At 44.4% G+C, this 20,514-nt stretch carries 14 protein-coding genes; 5 read left to right on the forward strand and 9 right to left on the reverse strand.

Annotated features, from left to right (window positions below):
• Window positions 1-43: 43 nt before the first annotated feature.
• Together M9196_RS01690 and M9196_RS01695 are read right to left on the reverse strand one after the other, a co-directional pair.
• Complete coding sequence (locus tag M9196_RS01690; protein WP_250615798.1) at window positions 44-541, reverse strand: phosphatase domain-containing putative toxin; 498 nt, start codon at window positions 539-541, stop codon at window positions 44-46.
• Window positions 541-1,545: an ArsJ-associated glyceraldehyde-3-phosphate dehydrogenase gene (locus M9196_RS01695; protein ID WP_250615799.1), complete on the reverse strand. Its 1,005-nt coding sequence runs from the start codon at window positions 1,543-1,545 to the stop codon at window positions 541-543. Before M9196_RS01695 ends, M9196_RS01690 begins: the two co-directional genes overlap by 1 nt.
• A 379-nt stretch (window positions 1,546-1,924) precedes the next feature.
• Between M9196_RS01695 and M9196_RS01700 the strand changes: the two genes are divergently transcribed.
• The 3 genes from M9196_RS01700 (at window position 1,925) to M9196_RS01710 (ending at window position 5,418) form a co-directional block, all read left to right on the forward strand.
• Window positions 1,925-2,683 carry a metalloregulator ArsR/SmtB family transcription factor gene (locus M9196_RS01700; RefSeq protein ID WP_250615800.1) on the forward strand — a complete coding sequence of 253 codons (759 nt, stop codon included), beginning with the start codon at window positions 1,925-1,927 and terminating at the stop codon, window positions 2,681-2,683.
• 482 nt (window positions 2,684-3,165) lie between these two features.
• A complete protein-coding gene (pykF, locus tag M9196_RS01705) occupies window positions 3,166-4,578 on the forward strand; it encodes a pyruvate kinase PykF (protein WP_250615801.1) in 1,413 nt (470 codons plus the stop codon).
• Between the two features lie 156 nt (window positions 4,579-4,734).
• Window positions 4,735-5,418 (forward strand): GntR family transcriptional regulator, encoded by a 684-nt coding sequence (locus M9196_RS01710; RefSeq protein WP_250615927.1) that lies wholly within the window; start codon window positions 4,735-4,737, stop codon window positions 5,416-5,418.
• Between the two features lie 494 nt (window positions 5,419-5,912).
• On the opposite strand, the gene M9196_RS01715 is transcribed toward M9196_RS01710, so the two are convergent.
• On the reverse strand, window positions 5,913-7,052 hold the full coding sequence (locus M9196_RS01715) for an arginase family protein (RefSeq protein ID WP_250615802.1): 1,140 nt from the start codon (window positions 7,050-7,052) through the stop codon (window positions 5,913-5,915).
• A 127-nt stretch (window positions 7,053-7,179) separates the two neighbouring features.
• Between M9196_RS01715 and M9196_RS01720 the strand changes: the two genes are divergently transcribed.
• Window positions 7,180-8,211 carry an AraC family transcriptional regulator gene (locus M9196_RS01720; protein WP_250615803.1) on the forward strand — a complete coding sequence of 344 codons (1,032 nt, stop codon included), beginning with the start codon at window positions 7,180-7,182 and terminating at the stop codon, window positions 8,209-8,211.
• 90 nt (window positions 8,212-8,301) lie between these two features.
• On the opposite strand, the gene M9196_RS01725 is transcribed toward M9196_RS01720, so the two are convergent.
• From M9196_RS01725 to rlmD, 6 genes are all read right to left on the reverse strand, one after another.
• Window positions 8,302-9,477, reverse strand: coding sequence for an Ldh family oxidoreductase (locus M9196_RS01725; protein WP_250615804.1), 1,176 nt, complete (start codon window positions 9,475-9,477; stop codon window positions 8,302-8,304).
• Window positions 9,478-9,676: 199 nt separating this feature from the next.
• Window positions 9,677-10,978, reverse strand: a complete 1,302-nt coding sequence (eno, locus tag M9196_RS01730; RefSeq protein WP_250615805.1) for a phosphopyruvate hydratase — start codon at window positions 10,976-10,978, stop codon at window positions 9,677-9,679.
• An 82-nt stretch (window positions 10,979-11,060) separates the two neighbouring features.
• On the reverse strand, window positions 11,061-12,701 hold the full coding sequence (locus M9196_RS01735) for a CTP synthase (RefSeq protein WP_250615806.1): 1,641 nt from the start codon (window positions 12,699-12,701) through the stop codon (window positions 11,061-11,063).
• A 161-nt stretch (window positions 12,702-12,862) separates the two neighbouring features.
• On the reverse strand, window positions 12,863-13,669 hold the full coding sequence (gene mazG / locus M9196_RS01740; RefSeq protein WP_250615807.1) for a nucleoside triphosphate pyrophosphohydrolase: 807 nt from the start codon (window positions 13,667-13,669) through the stop codon (window positions 12,863-12,865).
• A gap of 181 nt (window positions 13,670-13,850) precedes the next feature.
• A complete protein-coding gene (gene relA, locus M9196_RS01745) occupies window positions 13,851-16,073 on the reverse strand; it encodes a GTP diphosphokinase (RefSeq protein WP_250615808.1) in 2,223 nt (740 codons plus the stop codon).
• Between the two features lie 82 nt (window positions 16,074-16,155).
• Window positions 16,156-17,472: a 23S rRNA (uracil(1939)-C(5))-methyltransferase RlmD gene (gene rlmD, locus M9196_RS01750; protein WP_250615809.1), complete on the reverse strand. Its 1,317-nt coding sequence runs from the start codon at window positions 17,470-17,472 to the stop codon at window positions 16,156-16,158.
• Window positions 17,473-17,674: 202 nt separating this feature from the next.
• Here rlmD and barA point away from each other — a divergent pair, with 202 nt between their 5' ends.
• Window positions 17,675-20,491: a two-component sensor histidine kinase BarA gene (gene barA / locus M9196_RS01755; RefSeq protein WP_250615810.1), complete on the forward strand. Its 2,817-nt coding sequence runs from the start codon at window positions 17,675-17,677 to the stop codon at window positions 20,489-20,491.
• The last annotated feature ends 23 nt before the right edge of the window (window positions 20,492-20,514 follow it).

Below are 20,514 nucleotides of genomic sequence, written 5' to 3' on the forward strand. Positions count from 1 at the left end.
TACAAAGAATATAAAAAAGCCCTCAAGAGAGGGCATTCACAAATTAGAACGTTGCAGCCAACTTCTCGACATAATCAACTTGTGGTGGCTTAGTAAACGCACCCGGACGAAGTGCTTGCACCTCTTTCAAGATAGTCGCTAAGTCCCAGTCTAATTCAAGTAACAAATTTGCGGCTAGAAGCCCAGTTCTTCCTGAACCACCCATACAGTGCATCGCGATTTTTTCGCCGGACTTAATGGCTTGATGAAGCGTCGGTGAAATAGCTGACCATTGAGCAGCAAACGCTTCACCTGGGGCTTTATCATCTTCAATTGGCGTTTGAAACCATTTCATTCCAAGTACTTGCGCCGCATTGCCCAGTTCAGAGACTCCTTTTTCAGACATCTCATGATTGTCTAGCGCCGTCACAATAATGGTGACACCTTGCGCTTTTAACTGTGCCAGCGACTCTTGTAAAGATACCCCTTTAGTGCCAGGACAAGGTGTAAATACAAGTGCTGCCTCATTAACGCTTAATTCCCATGTAGGATGCATTGTCATTACCCCGCTAATCCAACAGTACGTGCCAATTCCGCTGTGCGTGTCGCATAACCCATTTCATTGTCATACCATGCATAGATCTTAACCATACGAGTGCCAACTACCATTGTTGATAACGCATCTACTATGGTCGAGCGTTGGTCGCCTTTATAATCAATAGACACGAGAGGGCGTGCTTCAAAACCAAGAATGCCGGCAAGCTCACCTTCTGACGCTTCTTTTAATAATGCGTTGACTTCTTCTGCTGTTGTATCGCGCTTCACATCAAAAATGATATCCGTTAGTGACGCATTGGCAAGTGGTACTCGAACCGCATGGCCATTAATTCTATCTTTCAGCTCAGGGAATATCTCAACGATCGCTGTCGCACTGCCCGTCGTCGTCGGGATCAAGCTCATACCACAGGCTCGAGCACGGCGAAGATCTTTATGGGGCGCATCTAAAATGGTTTGGGTATTGGTCAAGTCATGAATGGTTGTGAACGCGGCTTGCTCAATACCTAACTTCTCATGAATCACTTTTACCACAGGTGCTAGGCAGTTGGTCGTACATGACGCTGCCGTCACGATGCGATGCACAGCGGGATCAAAAATGTGGTCATTCACACCCACAACAATATTCGCGATACCGTCTTCTTTAACAGGAGCAGAAACCACAACTCGTTTCACGCCCTGTTCTAAATACTGATTCAAGTAAGAGGTTTTACGATGCACACCAGTTGCTTCAATAACGACATCACAGTCAGACCAATCTACCGCGTTAATATCACGCTCTTGAGTGGTCATCACCTTTTGGTCATTAATCACAAGGGTTGCGCCGTCTACTTGAACTTCATGATGCCAGCGACCTTGGATAGAATCGAACTCAAGAAGGTGGCCAAGTGTTTTTGTATCACCCGCGACATCATTAATCTTAACAAACTCAAGCTCAGGCCAATCAAACGCTGCGCGCAACGCTAAACGACCAATTCGCCCGAAACCATTAATTCCTACTTTGATAGCCATAGAATGCTCTCTTTTTCGATATGAAGGGGCTGCCTTACTCGGAAGTAACACCACTTCGTTAAAGTTTAGTTGATAAATTGTTTGCCAACATTTCGGCTATTATCGGCTATTTATGTTCTGCGACCATACTAAGACAACATGACAGCAATGCGATTTCCCTTACTAGGAAATCTTCAGAATGCATTCCTTTCTTGCCTTACTGCGTGGCTATTTTGATAAAAACCACGATCGATACATATGGATATGCGTATATATTAAATTTAAGATGTAAATAGTCAAGGATCTTTTCATCACGTCATAAAACTTTCATAATATGCACGCATTGTTAGCTTAATGTTCCCGTGACCTTGGTTACTCAAGCTCATACGTTGAGGAAAATATGAAAAAAACTATTCTGTTTGTGTGCCGTGGAAACTCAGCAAGATCACAACTGGCTGAAGCCATTGTTAATCATCATTATGATGAAGAATACCAAGCGTTCAGCGCAGGTAGTCGTCCCTCGCATGTCGATAAGCGAACGATTGAAACGTTAAAAAACGCCGGCTATAGCACTCAGAATCTTCGTTCTAAACCAATACAAGAGTTTGACGACCGACATTTTGATTATGTGATCACCCTGTGCTCCTCCGCTCAGGCAGAATGTGGCGTGTTTAAAAACAGCAATGAAAGTATCTTTTGGGATCTCCCCACCCCAACGTCATATTCAGAGTCCTTGTTCGACGCTTCTTTGACTGATCTCCAACAACGCATTAAATGGTTTATGTTGGTTCATAGCAAAACTGGCGAACAAGGGTTTGATCCACTTACCGTCCATAAATGTTTATCCGATCAAACGCGCTTGATGATTGCACTGATGATCTTTTCTGAAATAGAACTCAGCGTAGGCGAACTGTGTGAAGCATTACAAGAATCTCAGCCAAAGATCTCTCGTGCACTCGGAGTACTGAGACAATGTGGAATGGTAGCCGATAGACGAAAAGGCCAATGGGTATTTTATTCGATTTCAGAAAAACTGCCCGACTGGGCGCAAGCGATTCTCACAGCGTCGCTTTCCAGTTTGCTTCCTCAGCTCCTTGCTGCACACCAATTGTTGAATCAATCGACCAATCGACCACATAGGCACGACACGCCTCAGTAAAACCACCCATCGATTGAAATTCACACAGCTAGGGAAAATATTGCAGCGATGGAATACTGTAACTCACAAGTACATTCTGAAAAAAAGTTACAAGATATGGATGATTCATCCAAATTATTTATTTCGATCTAAAAATTAAATATTAAGCGCCGAAAGCTTGCTCTAAAACAAGTTATGCCCCGTGAACTTTGATCGATTAGGTGATAGAATCCGCACCGAAAAGAAAATAAATTACGAAATTATTGTTTGTTTTCTTGCAAAACCACTGATATATGGTGGCTTGCATCACAGAATTTTAGGCAAGAAAGCGCCTTGGCTGGTCATAAAATGACTAAATGCATTGAAAGACTTTCATACTGAGAAGATTAAAAGCTGGATAAAAAATGATAGCTCACATGAATTATTAGTGGGCATTTCTAGCCTTCTCAGTGGACTACGACTAACTTCAAATTGTAAATATTACTTACCGGAGAGTATCTTCCATGAAAAAGACCAAAATCGTATGTACGATTGGCCCAAAAACCGAATCTGTAGAGAAGCTGACTGAACTCGTCAATGCGGGCATGAACGTAATGCGCCTGAACTTCTCTCACGGTAACTTCGAAGAGCACGCTGCTCGTATTACTAACTACCGCGAAGTAATGGCGAACGTTGGTAAGCAACTTGCAATTCTGCTTGATACAAAAGGCCCTGAAATTCGTACAATCAAACTAGAAGACGGCAACGATGTCGACCTAGTAGCTGGTCAAGAATTCACGTTTACCACTGACGCTTCTGTTGTTGGTAACAAGGACGTTGTAGCTGTAACTTACCTTGGTTTTGCAAAAGACCTTTCTGCAGGTAACACTATCCTAGTCGATGACGGCCTAATCGAAATGGAAGTGATTGCAACAACTGAAACTGAAGTTAAGTGTAAAGTTCTTAACAACGGCGCGCTTGGCGAAAACAAAGGTGTTAACCTTCCTGGCGTTTCAGTTAAACTTCCAGCGCTTTCTGAAAAAGACAAAGCTGACCTTAAGTTTGGTTGTGAGCAAGGCGTTGATTTCGTTGCTGCTTCTTTCATCCGTAAAGAAGAAGACGTAAAAGAAATCCGTGAATTGCTAAATGCAAACGGCGGCGAAAACATCCACATCATCTCTAAAATTGAGAACCAAGAAGGTGTTGATAACTTCGACGCGATTCTTGAAGCTTCTGACGGCATCATGGTTGCTCGTGGCGACCTAGGTGTTGAAATCCCAGCAGAAGAAGTAATCTTCGCTCAGAAGATGATGATCGAGAAGTGTAACCGTGCACGTAAAGTGGTTATCACAGCAACTCAAATGCTTGACTCTATGATTCAAAACCCACGTCCTACTCGCGCAGAAGCGGGTGACGTTGCGAATGCAATCATGGACGGTACTGATGCGGTTATGCTTTCAGGCGAAACGGCGAAAGGTAAATACCCTGTTGAAGCTGTGACTATCATGGCTCAAATTGCTAACCGTACTGACAGCGCACTTAAAGCTGAACTAGGTTCTCGCCTAGACAGCCCACGCCTACGTATTACTGAAGCAGTATGTAAAGGTGCAGTAGACACAGCTGAAAAACTAGCTGCTCCACTGATCATCGTTGCAACTGACGGTGGTAAGTCTGCGCGCTCTGTACGTAAATACTTCCCAACAGCGAGCATCGTAGCGCTAACAACGAATCCAAAAACAGCAGCACAACTTGTACTAACAAAAGGTGTTCGCCCAGTTCTTGTTGATTCAATTGAAAGCACTGACGCATTCTACAAAAATGGTAAAGAGTACGCACTAAGCTCTGGTTTTGGTAAGAAAGGCGATATCGTTGTTATGGTTTCTGGCGCGCTAGTCGCTTCAGGCACAACGAATACAGCTTCTGTACACGTACTTTAATTCCTACGTTACATAAGCAAAATCTATAAAAAGAGGGCCTAGGCCCTCTTTTTTTTATAATTTCTCTTGCCCAACATTTCAACTCACTGTACTATCCTCGCCAGCTTACAACATGACATACTGCCTGTTTGTTTTAGTCTATTATTCCATTGGATGATGAGGTGTATTGTGTCGAGCCCAACGTTGACCGACAAAGTCGCAAAAGATATTTGTCAGGATATTCTATCGGGAGAGCTAAAGCCGAACCAAAAATTGGTTGTCGCTGAGCTTAAAGAAAAATATAACGTCGGTGCGTCTCCTATTCGAGAGGCATTGATTCAGTTATCTTGGATAAAATACGTCAAACTAGAGCCACAAAAAGGCTGCTGGGTGGCTCCTATATCTAAGACCGAGCTTTATGACCTTCATGAGAGCTTAAATGTCGTCGCATCAGTATTGCTGGAAAAATCAATCCAGCAAGGTAATGAAAACTGGGAGCTCAATATACTTACCGAGTTCCATAAGTTATCTCGCTTTAAATTTCAGGGTGATAGCTTTAACTGGAAAGAATGGGAAGAGCGCCAAGAAGCATTCTACCTTGCGCTATTTAGTGGCTGTTTTTCGAAGAATATGCAGGAGTTCTTGCACGATGTTATTCGTCAGATCAAACGCTATCGCCAGGTATCGTTAAGCCGCTATCCAAAGGGGTTTGACGAGATCTTTCGCATTGAAGAACATGAAAAAATCATGAAACTGACCCTCGATAAAGATCTCGATGCGGCAAAACTGCAGTTATCTACGTTCATTGGTGCCATGATAAAAGAGATAGAACCGCAAGTTGACGCGATTGAAATGGCATAAAAAAACCGGGGTCCCCCGGTTTTTTTACCATCCAAAGAACTCTTTATGGTGAGTGTTTAACAATAACACCATTGGCAAAAAGTATAATGCGCTTAACTTAATACCGAGAACCACAAGTGTTCCGATGGTTAACCTTACAAGAAAGTGACTGTACATAATTGACCTCATACACCCAACACTCTGATTTCCCTACCAGTTAATAAAAAATAAAAACAACCTGCCAAAAATTAGGTCATTTATCTTTCATTTTTATGGGTAAATTGTAACTAAAAAAGTGTGATATAACGCAAGGAAACGGTAGTTTACTCACAATATCAAGCAGGTCAAGTTTTAACCTACATTAGACTAAAGTCTAATGTAGTAGCACGATTTTTCCACCGTTATTAAGTACGATACTTTTCCTATCCTCGGTAATGTTGTCGATTCTCAAATGCAAGAAAGCCAGTTGCAATAGCAACTGGCTTTCAACAATATCATGTCAATAATCGATTCGATTAAAACTCGATGTTACGACCAAAACTCATTGGCCATTCCGTCGGGTTTTTCTTACCTTCACGAATGTAACGACATTCAGCAAGCCAAACTAGCAGCTCCCAACCGAATGCAGCTGTCAGTAGTGCGTCTTTTTCGTCGCTGTTTTTCTGAGGTGCAAACTCTGCGATGTCTGCGCCCACAAGGTTAATACGTTTAGTTGCTCGCAACTTACGGAAAATATCGTAGTACATGCGCGCTGATACACCGAATGGATCTGGGCTTGAGTTAGCACTGTGATCGAGAAGATCAAGTCCATCAAGGTCAAAGGTTAGGTAAACAGGACGGCCGTCGCCTTGCTTCTCTAGGATTTGCTCAACGATGTAGTCAATACCCAGGTCATACATTTCATCCGCTAGGAAGAAGTTACCACCAATCGCCTTCGCCTTACCTTGCTGAGAAGCACACCAGCGACCACGCATACCCATGCTCACACTGGTGGTTGGGTCAATTGCACCTTCTGATGCAAGGCGGCAGTACCAGTTACCTGAATAAGACTCGTAGTCAAAGTCAGCACGAGTTAATAGATCAAAGTGACCATCAATGTGAATCAAAGAAACTGGGCCGTGAACTTTTGCAAGTGCAGCAGGACCTGGGTAAGCAACCGTATGGTCACCACCAAAGAAGAATGGTGTACAACCGTGGTTAATCACCATGTCATCGACAACTTTCTGAGCATTACGCATTTCTTCGTCAAGGTTGAACTGACCTAGGCCATCCCAGTTACCGTGATCGATGATGTTACACAGTTCAAACGGCATAGTGCCATCTTGGTGGATAAGACCCATACCGGTTTTAGACGCATCACGAATCGCACCAGGACCAAACTTATGACCACCAGCATTAGGAGAACACTTATCCATCGTCAAGCCGTACATCACGATGTCTGCATTTTCAAAGTTGTTTACGTAAGGCGCGCCAAATGCACCTACGTGCTCTTTACCGAGCAAGCTAAACGCTTCTACACCTTGCTCAGCCATACGCTGCTGCATTGGGGCGATATCATCGTTGATGTAAAAATCAGCGTCTGACTTATTCCAGTAGATATCTTTGTAGAGTTCTAGGTTTTCTTTTGAAATTTCAACACGTTTTGGCTTAAACATGGGCGATTCCTCTAGTGATTAATTTGGTGAATGACTTCACCACAAGCTATGGGAAAATTATAATTGCTACACGGGTAATTGCTTATTACACTTCAGGACACAGAGGTTACATTTTAGGACAAGTCGCATGACATCATTAAATCAACAACACTTCTTTGACGCTATTTTGGGATACTGGGAAAGTATTGTCCGAAGTGAATCCCCTGTGTCCATTGATATTGCAGACTTCTTGCGTAAAGCCGGCATCATCCGTATTACTCAAGGACAATATCAACCGATCCAAGCCAATCAAGTTCATACATTAATGGCGATTACTGTTGAACAACTGCATATTGATGGACTTGGGTTACGCATTGCTAAACGACTAAAACTTCAGGATATGGGCGCCTGGGGGTATGCGATGATTAGCTGCCAAAATCTCAAACAACTCCTTGATACTGGGTTACAATTTTCTTATATCACCAAAGATTACGTCGACATACATATTGGCTATGATAGCGAATATGCTTATATTACTGCCGATGACCGCTCACATGGAAGATCGGCTCAACACTACACAATTGAAGATGCCATTTGTCACTATTACCTCGGTATAGAACGATTTCTAGGGCAAGATTTTGACCGCAAGCGTGTTCATGTCGACTTTGCTTACCCAAGTCCGCATTACTTACCTTTATACAAAACTATCTTTACCACCAACCTTAGTTTTAATGCCCCCAAAAATCAGCTGAGATTTCCCGTCGAATGGATACGTTCGGCCATTTCTATGAACCCTGCTCTTATTGCACACGTTGCGACACTACAGAGCCAAACCATCATTGATGACACAGCAACGCACCCCATCAGCTACCAGATAAGAGTGAAATTACTGACTCAATTGAAGTATGGGCTGCCTACAATGGAAGCGATGGCCATAGAAATGAATACCACCAGCCGCACGCTCAGACGAAAACTGATAGCAGAAGAAACGACATATAAACACTTAGTCCTTGATACACGGATGCAAGTGGCACGTGACTACTTGCTTAACACCCCACTAAGCACAACGGAAATTGCCGAGTTACTCAGCTACCATTCTGCCCCGCCTTTTTTTAGAGCGTTTCAAAGCTATTACGGAATGAGCCCACATCAATATCGCCTTCAAGCGCGTCATGACTGACATCCCAATTCAGTACTCTCGACTTAGATATCAGAACGCAAAAAAGCCCAGTCAAAGACTGGGCTAAAATCAAGTGCGTATGATTTTGAATTACTTGCGAATCGTTTCCGCAGCGCGCTCTGCGCCTACTTTCTCTTCCCATTTCGCATTTAGCGCATCGATAGTAGTACCAGAGCGCTCTAGGAAAGATTTGAAACCAACCCAGTGTGAATCCATAACTTGGTGAGTATTTGTAGACTCAGCCATTGCTTTTAGACCCCACTCATCCGGGATGTATACTTCGTTGAAGCCTTTACGTGGACGGTTTGCTTTTTGTGCTTTCACAAATGCATCGCTCTTGCGCTTAACTTCTTCGATAGGACCAAAGTGGCTTGGATCAATCACTAAGATGTAAGAGCCGCCTACTGGACACGGTGCATTTTCCATTGTGAAGAAGTCACTTGGGATAGCTGGAAGCTCAGGTGCGATCGTGCCTTTCGGGTTGATGATCGCTGTCATTACTTCATTCCAAATGTTGAGCGAGTAAAGACGTGGCGTTAGGAACGTCCAAGGTGCTTTACAATCAGCAACACGGCCGTAGCCTTCGATTAGAGAGCCCCACTTACGTGCATCAGCCGTCAGTTCACCTGTATCTTGGTCAACCAGTGCAGCTACGTGCAGGTCACGCTCGTTTACGATAGCGTCACAGATGTGAGAGTCATAACCTTCACCGATCATGATAGACGTGACTAGAGGTAGCTCATCACCGCCCACACATGCCGCGTCGAATGGAGGACAAGACATTGATGGGTCCATGCCACCAAACGGTGCGTTTAGAGGTACAGAGTTGTTTGAAGACATAGCAAACATGCCTTCTTTCATTGCCATCTGTGTGTAGTTTGAGAAGTTGCCGCCGTCGCAGTGATCGTAACCAAATACGATTGAGATACCGTGCTTACGTGCTTTCTCGATAGCCGTTTGAGCCATCAATGTACAAGCGTAGTGACCCGAAGACTTTTTACCATCGTAAACCGCCCAAGTGTCACCTTCAGATTCGATAACCGGCGTAGTAGAAGGATCCAAGATACCCGCTTCATAAGGAATCGTTACCGCTTCAATAACACCTAGACCTTGGTGTAGCTTACCTTGTAGGCCACCAACAAGTAGGTTGTGAGCAAGAATATCAGCGTGCTCTTGAGTTGAGCCGATGTGCTTCCATGATTCAGAAACAATGAAAGAGAAATATTCGTTGTCAAATGTCGTGGTAGGGCTTGGTACGTTAGCCATGGTAAAGTCCTCTATCAGTAGGGATATGTTCTATTAAGACTGCCACCACTTTAACCGATTCCTCCAGATTCAGAAGTAACATACTGGATGTTGTTACTCGCACTGTTACTCATTTCCGTTGCTACTGTCACAAATTCTGCGCATAAAAAAAGCCGCTCCAAAGGAGCGGCTTCATTAAAGTCTGTTAACGATTAAGCGATTACGCTTGACCTTTAACTTCTTTTAGACCGTTGAAAGGTGCACGTTCACCTAGAGCTTCTTCGATGCGAAGAAGTTGGTTGTACTTAGCAACACGGTCAGAACGGCTCATAGAACCAGTTTTGATTTGACCTGCAGCTGTACCTACCGCTAGATCAGCGATAGTTGCATCTTCAGTTTCGCCAGAACGGTGAGAGATAACTGCTGTAAAGCCAGCATCTTTAGCCATCTTGATTGCAGCTAGAGTCTCTGTAAGTGAACCGATTTGGTTGAACTTGATTAGGATAGAGTTAGTGATGCCTTCTTCGATACCACGAGCAAGAATCTTAGTGTTTGTAACGAATAGATCGTCACCAACTAGTTGAAGCTTGTCGCCTAGAAGTTCAGTTTGGTGCTTGAAGCCAGCCCAATCTGATTCGTCAAGACCGTCTTCGATAGATACGATTGGGTATTGGTTAGCAAGGTCTTGTAGGTAGAAGTTAAATTCTTCAGAAGTGAAGATTTTGCCTTCGCCTTTCATGTTGTACTTGCCAGTTTCTTTGTCGAAGAACTCAGAAGCCGCACAGTCCATAGCAAGAGTAACGTCTTTACCTAGTACGTAACCAGCAGCTTCAACAGCTTCTTGGATAGCAGCTAGAGCAGCAGCGTTAGACTCAAGGTTAGGTGCGAAACCACCTTCATCACCAACTGCAGTGCTTAGGCCTTTCGCCTTAAGAACTTTAGCTAGGTTGTGGAATACTTCAGCACCGATACGTAGCGCTTCTTTAAGAGTTTTTGCACCAACTGGTTGGATCATGAACTCTTGGATGTCAACGTTGTTATCAGCGTGCTCACCACCGTTGATGATGTTCATCATTGGTAGAGGCATAGAGAATTGACCAGGAGTGCCGTTTAGCTCAGCGATGTGCTCAAACAAAGGCATGCCTTTAGCTGCTGCTGCTGCTTTAGCGTTTGCTAGAGAAACCGCTAGGATAGCGTTAGCGCCGAACTTAGATTTGTTTTCAGTACCATCTAGGTCGATCATTACTTGGTCAACGTCAGCTTGTGCTTTCGCGTCTTGACCAACTAGTGCTTCAGCGATTGGGCCGTTAACAGCTTCGATTGCTTTAAGAACACCTTTACCTAGGAAACGTGATTTGTCACCGTCACGTAGCTCAAGAGCTTCGCGAGAACCAGTAGAAGCACCAGATGGAGCTGCTGCCATACCAACGAAACCGCCTTCTAGGTGAACTTCAGCTTCTACAGTTGGGTTACCACGTGAGTCGATGATTTCACGACCTAGAACTTTAACGATCTTAGACATTGATGTTTCCTCTCAATAAATAAAAATTTAATGTCAATTTAAAGGCAGCCGCATAACCTTCGCAGCCACCCGTATCCTTTTACTATTTATCTTCTGATCCGCGTTGGAACTCACCCGCTGCTTTCACGAAGCCGCTAAACAATGGGTGACCATCGCGAGGTGTTGAAGTGAATTCTGGGTGGAACTGTGCAGCTACAAACCATGGGTGAGCTGGGTTCTCAATCACTTCAACTAGTTTCTTATCTGCTGACAAACCAGAAACTTTAAGTCCTGCTTTTTCGATCTGTGGACGAAGGACATTGTTCACTTCGTAACGGTGGCGGTGACGCTCATGAATTTTCGCATCGCCATAAAGCTCATACGCTTTTGTGCCTTTTTCAAGGTGACATAGCTGAGAACCAAGACGCATCGTGCCGCCTAGATCTGACGTTTCGGTACGTTCTTCAACTTTACCTTCACCGTCTACCCACTCTGTGATCAAGCCTACCACAGGGTATTTAGTTTCTTTGTTAAATTCTGTTGAATGTGCACCTTCCATACCCGCTACGTTACGCGCGTATTCGATAAGTGCAACTTGCATACCTAAACAGATACCCAAGTAAGGTACTTTGTTCTCACGAGCAAATTGTGCCGCGCGGATCTTACCTTCCACACCACGGTCGCCAAAGCCACCTGGTACTAGGATTGCGTCAAGGCCTGCAAGGACTTCTTCGCCTTTAGACTCAACGTCTTGTGAATCAACGTACTTAATTTTCACACTCAAGCGGTTCTTAAGGCCTGCGTGCTTCAAGGCTTCGTTCACTGATTTGTAAGCGTCTGGCAGTTCAATGTACTTACCAACCATCCCAATCACAACTTCTGCTGTTGGGTTCGCTTCTTCGTAAATCACCTGCTCCCACTCAGTTAAGTTAGCTTCAGGCGCTTCAATACCAAAACGCGCACAAACTAAGTCGTCGAGACCTTGAGACTTAATGAGTTGTGGGATTTTGTAAATCGAATCCACGTCTTTCATCGAGATGACAGCTTTCTCTGGTACGTTACAGAACAGAGCAATTTTTTTACGCTCATTTGCTGGAATCATACGATCACTACGGCAAACAAGGATATCTGGTTGAATACCGATAGACAGTAACTCTTTCACAGAGTGCTGTGTCGGCTTAGTTTTTACTTCGCCAGCCGCGGCAAGGTAAGGCACCAACGTAAGGTGCATAAACATCGCGCGCTCTCGGCCAACTTCGGCAGCAAGCTGACGAATCGCTTCCATAAATGGCAAAGATTCGATATCACCAACGGTGCCACCCACCTCTACCAACGCAACGTCATGGCCTTCAGAGCCAGCAATAACACGATCTTTGATAGCGTTAGTGATATGAGGGATAACCTGAATAGTCGCCCCTAGGTAATCACCACGACGCTCTTTTGCAAGAACATCAGAGTAAACACGACCTGCAGTAAAGTTGTTACGCTTGGTCATCTTGGTACGAATGAAACGCTCATAGTGACCAAGGTCAAGATCGGTTTCCGCGCCATCTTCCGTGACAAACACTTCACCATGTTGAGTCGGGCTCATTGTGCCTGGATCAACGTTGATGTAAGGGTCAAGCTTCATCATAGTCACTTTAAGACCACGAGCTTCTAAAATTGCTGCCAGCGATGCTGCTGCAATACCTTTACCTAGAGAGGATACAACCCCGCCAGTAACAAAAATGTAATTTGTCGTCATGTTTAACCTGAAATTGGTTGAATGAGGGAAATGGATTACTTCTGGACGGGATGAAAATATACCAGAAGCCCTTTATCGCCACAACGTGAAACTTATCACATTCAAAATTTTTATTTTTTGCTTCAAATCAATTCTAGAAACTAACTTGAATGGGAACCGCATCACAATTCAGTCGATTTTTCTTGTTTTTTAACATCATTCCAAAAGCCGTCAAGCTCTTGCAGGGTAAAGTCTGTAAGCAATTTACCACGCTCTGAAACGCACGCTTCAACCCCCTTAAAACGCCTAGAAAATTTATTGTTGGCTTTTCTTAACGCCGCTTCAGGATCCGACTTTAGGTGCCGAGAAAGATTCACAACGGAAAATAATAAATCGCCAATTTCTTCTTCGAGCTTCTCTTCATCCACATTTAGCTGAATCGCTTCATGCACGACTTCATCAATTTCTTCTTGAACCTTATCCACAACAGGTCCGAGAGCCCCCCAATCAAAACCAAACTTAGCGACACGCTTTTGTATTTTATTCGCTTTAGAAAGGGCAGGTATCGACTGTGGTATTGAGTCTAGAATACTTTGTTCGGTTTTGCCTACTTCTGCCTTTTCCTTCTTTTTTTCTGCTTCCCAGTTGGCGTCAATCGCGGCTTCATCTGCAAACTCAGCATCACTGAATACATGTGGATGGCGTCGTGTCAGCTTCTCATTGAGGCCTTCCACCACCTCATTGAAATCAAAAAGCTCTTGCTCTTTAGCCATCTGACTGTAAAAGATCACTTGGAACAACAGGTCCCCCAACTCTTCCTTCAAATTGGGCCAATCTTGATTATGGATGGCATCCACAACCTCGTACGTTTCTTCAATGGTATGAGGCACAATAGTGTCAAAGGTTTGCTTTTTGTCCCACGGGCAACCTTTTTCTTCGTCTCTAAGTTGCGCCATGATACTGAGAAGTTGCTCGACGGGTTGGGTCATATTGGAGTCCTAAACGATATATTGATAAAAACTAAATGTACTTAAACTTATTATGTTCAAAAAATATTAGCGACAAAACGTGTGAATCACAAACCCAGATCTGACAAAAAAGGGCTGGAAAACCAACCCCTTATTACTCTAAACGATGTCATCACGCCTTACCGAGTCACCCTAAATAGAGTTACCCTAATCGCTTCACTTTCATCACATCTTTGATCTGTTCGATGCGATTGGTCACGCGAGACAAGACTTCAATATTATTCAGTTCAAGGTCAAAATCCATAATGGTTAACTGACGCTTGTAGTCATTACGACTTTTCATACTAATGACTTTCACTTTTTCATTAGTGAGCAATGTCGTGACATCTTTCAATAATCCGCTTCGCTCTAGCGCTTCAACACGAATCGTCAAAATATAGGTACCGACAAATCCACTGCCCCACACTGTATCTATGATCCGCTCCGGTGCATGATGGCTCAACTCCTCAAGCTGTTCACAGTCACTTCGGTGCACGGATATACCTCGTCCCTGGGTGATATAACCTTTAATAATATCGCCTGGGATAGGCTGACAACAACGCGCTAAATGAGTCATAAGGTTATCGACGCCTTCAACCACAACCGCATCTTTATGAGGGCGACTCTGTTGACTGGCTTTCGTTTCCGACTCTTTAAGTTTCTCTAGGGCTTTTTGATCTTCTTCTTCCGCTGTTGGCTTATTGACCAACGCATTAATATGGTTAATAACCTGATGAATTCTCAGATCGCCGCTACCAATACCTGCGTACAGCTCATCTGGTGTATTCACATTAAAGCGTTTTAACGCATATTGGTCGGCATCTTTTAATGTCGCACCAATTTTTGTTAACTCAGCTTCCAAAATATCGCGCCCTGCTTCGAGGTTTTTCTCACGGCTTTCCTTGCGGAACCAAGCATTGATTTTTGCTCGCGCGCGACCAGAGTGAACAAAGCCCAGTGTTGGATTTAACCAGTCTCGAGAAGGGTTCGGTTCTTTTTGGGTGATAATTTCGACTTGATCGCCCATCGACAATTGATGGGTAAACGGCACAATGCGCCCCGCTACTTTTGCGCCAATACAGCGATGACCAACCATTGAGTGAATATGATAGGCAAAGTCTAGTGGCGTAGCACCCATAGGCAAATCGACCACATCACCACGTGGGGTAAAGGCATAGACACGATCATCAAAAACCTGACTTCGAACTTCATCCAGCATTTCGCCAGAATCTGACATTTCTTCTTGCCAATCTAATAGCTTACGCAGCCAGGTGATTTTTTCATCATAGCCACTTCGAGCCGTACTGCTGCCTTCTTTGTATTTCCAGTGAGCCGCAACGCCGAGCTCAGAATCCTCATGCATTTCCTTGGTGCGGATCTGAATTTCAATCGTTTTACCTTCTGGTCCCAATACAACCGTATGAATAGACTGGTAACCATTAGGTTTTGGGTTCGCAACGTAGTCATCAAATTCACTAGGCAGGTGCTTGTACTTGGTGTGTACCACCCCTAGCGCGGCATAACAATCTTGTAAGCGTTCGGCAATGATACGGACAGCACGAACATCAAAAAGCTCATCAAAGTCCAAGCTCTTTTTCTGCATTTTTCGCCAAATGCTATAAATGTGCTTTGGTCGACCGCTGACTTCAGCAAGAATTTGCGAGCGATGCATTTCGTCGGTCAAGTCATCGACAAAATCTTTAATGTATTGCTCACGGACAATGCGTCGCTCTGCGAGCTGCTTCGCGATTTTTTTATAGGTACTAGAGTGCTGGTATCGAAATGCGTAATCTTCAATTTCCCATTTCAATTGACCAATACCTAAGCGGTTGGCCAGCGGCGCATAAATATTGGCACATTCTTTTGCTGCGGCAATTCTGACTTCATCCGGCTCATCTTTCACTTCACGCAAGTTACAGATACGCTCCGCCAATTTGATGACCACACAGCGGAAATCGTCAACCATGGCTAACAACATGCGCCTGACGTTATCAACCTGACCAGAAGCCTCTGAACCCTCTAACGTAACGTTAAGTTGACCAATGGCGGCCATTTCTTCAACGCCATCAATCATTTTAAGGATTTCTTTTCCGTAGGTTTCTTCGAGTAATTCCCTATCAAATAATCCGCTAGAGACGATCGGATACAGCAAAGCTGTAATGAGAGTGGCTTTGTCCATCGAAAGGGTGATGAGGATTTCAATCATCTCTCTACCACGCCACAACAACAAGGACCCCTGTTCATTGCCTTCTACGAGCGTTTCGCATTGGGTATAAACTTCTTTCAGCCGCTTCGCGATATGTTTATCTTGCTTTAGTGAAGCAATCCAACTCGCTAGCTCAAACTGTTCTTCAGGGTTCAAATGCGCGCTTCTTACCGCAACCATTACTTTGTTCTTCCTAGTTTTATTAGTTAACTAACCTATCCCAGTTAGCCCATGACCTACGTTAGAGATCATTCAAAAATTGTCACTTTTCAAACAGTGCCATCGATTCTAGATGGCTGGTTTGTGGAAACATATCCATCATACCGAGCTTCGTAAGCGTATAACCTTGTGCAATAAGGCTCTGACTATCTCTGGCAAGGGTAGCAGGATTGCAAGAAACATAAAGCACTCGCGTTGCTCCAAGTCCAGAAACTTGATCTATCACGCCAGTCGCACCAGCACGGGCTGGATCTAATAAAATTGCGTCGAATTTTTGCTCAGCCCATGGCGAGTTCGTCAACGCCTCTTCCAAGTTGGCTTGATAGAATGCCACGTTATCGAGTTGATTTAACGCCGCATTATTGGTTGCCCAATCCACCATATCCTGGATACCTTCCACACCGACAACCTGCTTGGATACTTTCGCTAGCGGAAGGGTAAAGTTACCCAGCCCACAAAACAGATCCAGCACTCGCTCCTGCTTTGTTGGCGCTAGCCAATTCAGTGCCTGCGCAACCATTGCTTGGTTAATATTTTTATTCACCTGAATAAAGTGAGTAGGAAGGAAAGGGAGAGTCACCCCCGTCTCACCATACTGAGCCACTTCCCCATGAACTCGGTTTAACACGCCACTTTCTGGCATAAGGTATAAGGTCAAACCTTGCGATTTAGCCAACTGCAATAGGCGTTGCTCGTCAGCCTCAGCCAATGGTTGCATGTGTCGTAATACGGCAACAGGACCGTTGTCCGCCATCACTAATTCAAGATGACCAAGAGTATGAGGATGTTGGAAACTCGATAATAATGATCTGAATTCAGGGATCAACGCATTGAGCTGACTATCAAGAACCGGGCAGTCATCAATGTCCACCAGTTCTTTGCTTTGTTTACGACGAAAGCCCATCTGCAACTGCCCTTTTGCTCTATCGGCGTACAGACTTAAGCGAGCTCTTCGGCGATAACCGGTACCCGCTCCAACAATCGAATCAGACAGTGACAACTGTTGCCCGGCAAATTTACGCATTAACTGCGACAGCGCTTGCTGCTTATATTGACGTTGGTCTTCCAAAGAGAGGTGTTGTTGAGTGCACCCGCCACACGCTTCATAGTGTGGGCATAGCGGCTTAACTCGCTGCGCGCTTGGCTTAATCACTTTAATCAAGTTTGCTTTAGAAAACTTACTTTTGGTCTCGGTAAGCTGCACTAAAACCGTTTCACCTGGAAGTGCTCCGTCAATAAACACCGGCTTTTTATTTTGATAGGCGATACCTGCGCCATGGTTATCCAAACGTTCGATCACCATTTCTTGGTGTTTCTTTGAGAATGCAGTTTGCTTTGTCGGTTTAAAAAAACGTGCCATGCCTATTTCCAGTATTTAGCCGTGCAGAAACGCTCTGCACTACAAAAATTTGTTAGAGTTTCACTATTCTTTGGTTGAATGATTGTCGAACAGCGCTGCTTTGATTAAGCTTACGACATCCTAGGGGATGCAATACTGGGTATTGTCCCATATCCACCCAGTAGATGTAATCACTCCCAGCAAATTATGACTTCGAATTAAAATGACAAGATACGGCCTCCGCGCTCGCGTTATAACTCTAACCCTAGCACCCACGCTCATTATTGGGCTTTTATTGAGTGCTTTTTTTTCTTATAACCGCTATCACGACCTTGAGTCTCAAGTACTCAATGCCGGGGCAAGCATTATAGAGCCTTTAGCCATCGCCAGTGAACAAGGTGTTATGGCGCAAAGTCGTGAATCCGTGCGACGTCTCATTAGCTACGCACACCGCAAGAACTCTAAATTTGTTCGTAGTATTGCGGTCTTTGATGCCAACCACGAACTGTTCGTCACCTCGAACTTTCATCCCAATTTCAATTCGTTGATGCTGCCAAAAGATAAACCGATCCCCTACCTCAGCTCTTCAGAGTTTCATGACAACACCTTGATTTTACGAGCGCCTATATTGGCAGAAAGTCAATTAATCTCGGATACCCGGCAGCTGACTTCCACCAGCAAAACATTAGGCTATATCGCCATTGAACTCGATTTATCCTCATTGCGTCTGCAACAATATCAAGAAGTATTCTCTGCAATTTTAGTGCTGATCTTAGGGTTAATACTCTCTGGTATTTTCGCCTATAGGCTCATGCACGATGTCACGCGACCAATTTCTCATATGAAAAACATGGTCGACCGAATTCGACGTGGTCACTTGGACGTGCGAATTGAAGGCAAAATGCATGGTGAACTCGACTCTCTAAAAAATGGTATTAATGCCATGGCGGTATCACTGTCGGAATACCATGTCGAAATGCAGCACAGTATTGACCAAGCCACATCGGATCTTCGTGAAACATTAGAGCAGCTTGAGATCCAAAACGTTGAGCTTGATATCGCTAAGAAACGAGCGCAAGAAGCGGCACGAGTGAAATCGGAGTTTCTTGCCAACATGTCCCATGAACTAAGAACACCACTCAATGGCGTGATTGGTTTTACCCGACAAATGTTAAAAACCCAACTTTCCAACAGCCAGACTGATTACCTACAAACCATTGAAAAATCAGCAAACAACCTTCTTAATATCATTAACGATATTTTGGATTTTTCTAAACTGGAAGCCGGTAAACTGGCACTTGAGAACATCCCATTTGAATTCCAAGACAGCCTAGAAGAAGTCGTGGCACTCCAGGCCACCAGTGCGCATGAAAAAGGCCTAGAGCTAACGCTTAAGGTCGATGCGAAGGTGCCAAATGGATTGGTTGGTGATCCTATGCGTATCCAACAAATTCTTACCAACTTAGTGGGTAACTCGATTAAGTTTACCGAGCGCGGCAATATCGACATCAGTGTTGAACTCAAATCACAAAAAGAAGATCGTGTAGAACTGCAATTTATGGTGCGCGATACCGGCATTGGTATTTCTGAAAGGCAACAAGCACAGCTCTTCCAAGCCTTCAGTCAAGCTGATGCGAGTATTTCTCGCCGCTATGGGGGAACCGGATTAGGCTTAGTCATCACGCAGAAATTAGTCGGTCAAATGGGAGGGGAAATCAGCCTCACTAGTCGCCTGCACCAAGGCTCTACCTTCTGGTTTACCATCCGACTGCATTCTACAGAAATTCCAATGATTGACCCTGTAGACCCGATGAACATCCGTAATAAGCACCTGCTGTTAGTCGAACCTAACATGCAAGCGGCGTCGGTATTGCAGCAAACCCTCACTAACCAAGGCGTTATGGTCACTTATCGCTCGACACTCCCTGAACGACTTGACGCCTTTGACTACATTATTTTGTGCTTACCAACTAATGAAGAAATTCCACTCACCACCATTGAGAGCTGGATTAAACATTGTAAGACCTCTACTTCTAACATCATTATCGGTACTGCCAGCACTCAATTGGCACTGTCTGATTATCTAATGCAAACCCATGAAGTACAGTGCTTAACGAAGCCGCTTGCCCGTAAACGTCTAATGCAAGCGCTAGTGGATAAGCAGCCAGTCACTCCGGCACTGCCTGTGTTCTATGAGTCGACAGAAAAACGCCCTCTCAATGTCATGGCGGTGGATGACAACCCTGCGAACCTCAAATTAATTACGGCTTTATTATCAGAGCGCGTAGAGACCGTTGTGTCCTGCTCTAGTGGGCAACTATCGGTCGAAAAAGCACAAGCACAACACTTTGATATCGTTCTAATGGACATTCAAATGCCGCATATGGACGGAGTGACCGCTTGCAAGCTGATTAAGGAAACAAGCCTAAACAATTCCACGCCTGTCGTAGCGGTTACCGCCCATGCAATGACAGGGGAGCGTGATAGATTAATTTCGGAAGGCATGGATGATTATCTCACCAAGCCAATAGATGAGATGGCATTGCAGAAAGTTCTCAATAAATGGGTCCCACCACGCACACTTGAGCACGATGCCATCCTAGACTTCGTGTCCCAGGAAAAAACAGAAACGCACCCGGTATCGTCTGCTCAAAATAGCGTGTCCGTAACGCCTGCGAGCACAACACATAATATCGTCATAGATTGGCCTGAAGCTTTAAAGCAAGCCGCAAATAAAGACGACCTCGCCGTCGATATGTTGCAGATGCTTATTGAATTTATACCTGAAGTGCAGCGTCTCTCAGAACGCATCCTTGATGAAGCGTTTTCAGACAAAGAAGAGGTCATTCATTTGATCCATAAACTCCATGGCAGCTGCTCTTACAGCGGTGTACCAAGACTTAAATCCATCTGTGCGACCATAGAAAAAACTCTACGATCGGGCGGTGCTATTGAATCGATTGAACCTGAGTTGTTTGAACTGCAAGATGAGATGGAAAAAGTACTGGAAACCTCAAAGCTCTACCTCAACAAGAGTTAGTGCTTAATCCGCTGAGGCGCGAT

Source organism: Vibrio methylphosphonaticus, from assembly GCF_023634655.1.
GTDB classification, from domain to species: Bacteria; Pseudomonadota; Gammaproteobacteria; order Enterobacterales; family Vibrionaceae; genus Vibrio; species Vibrio methylphosphonaticus.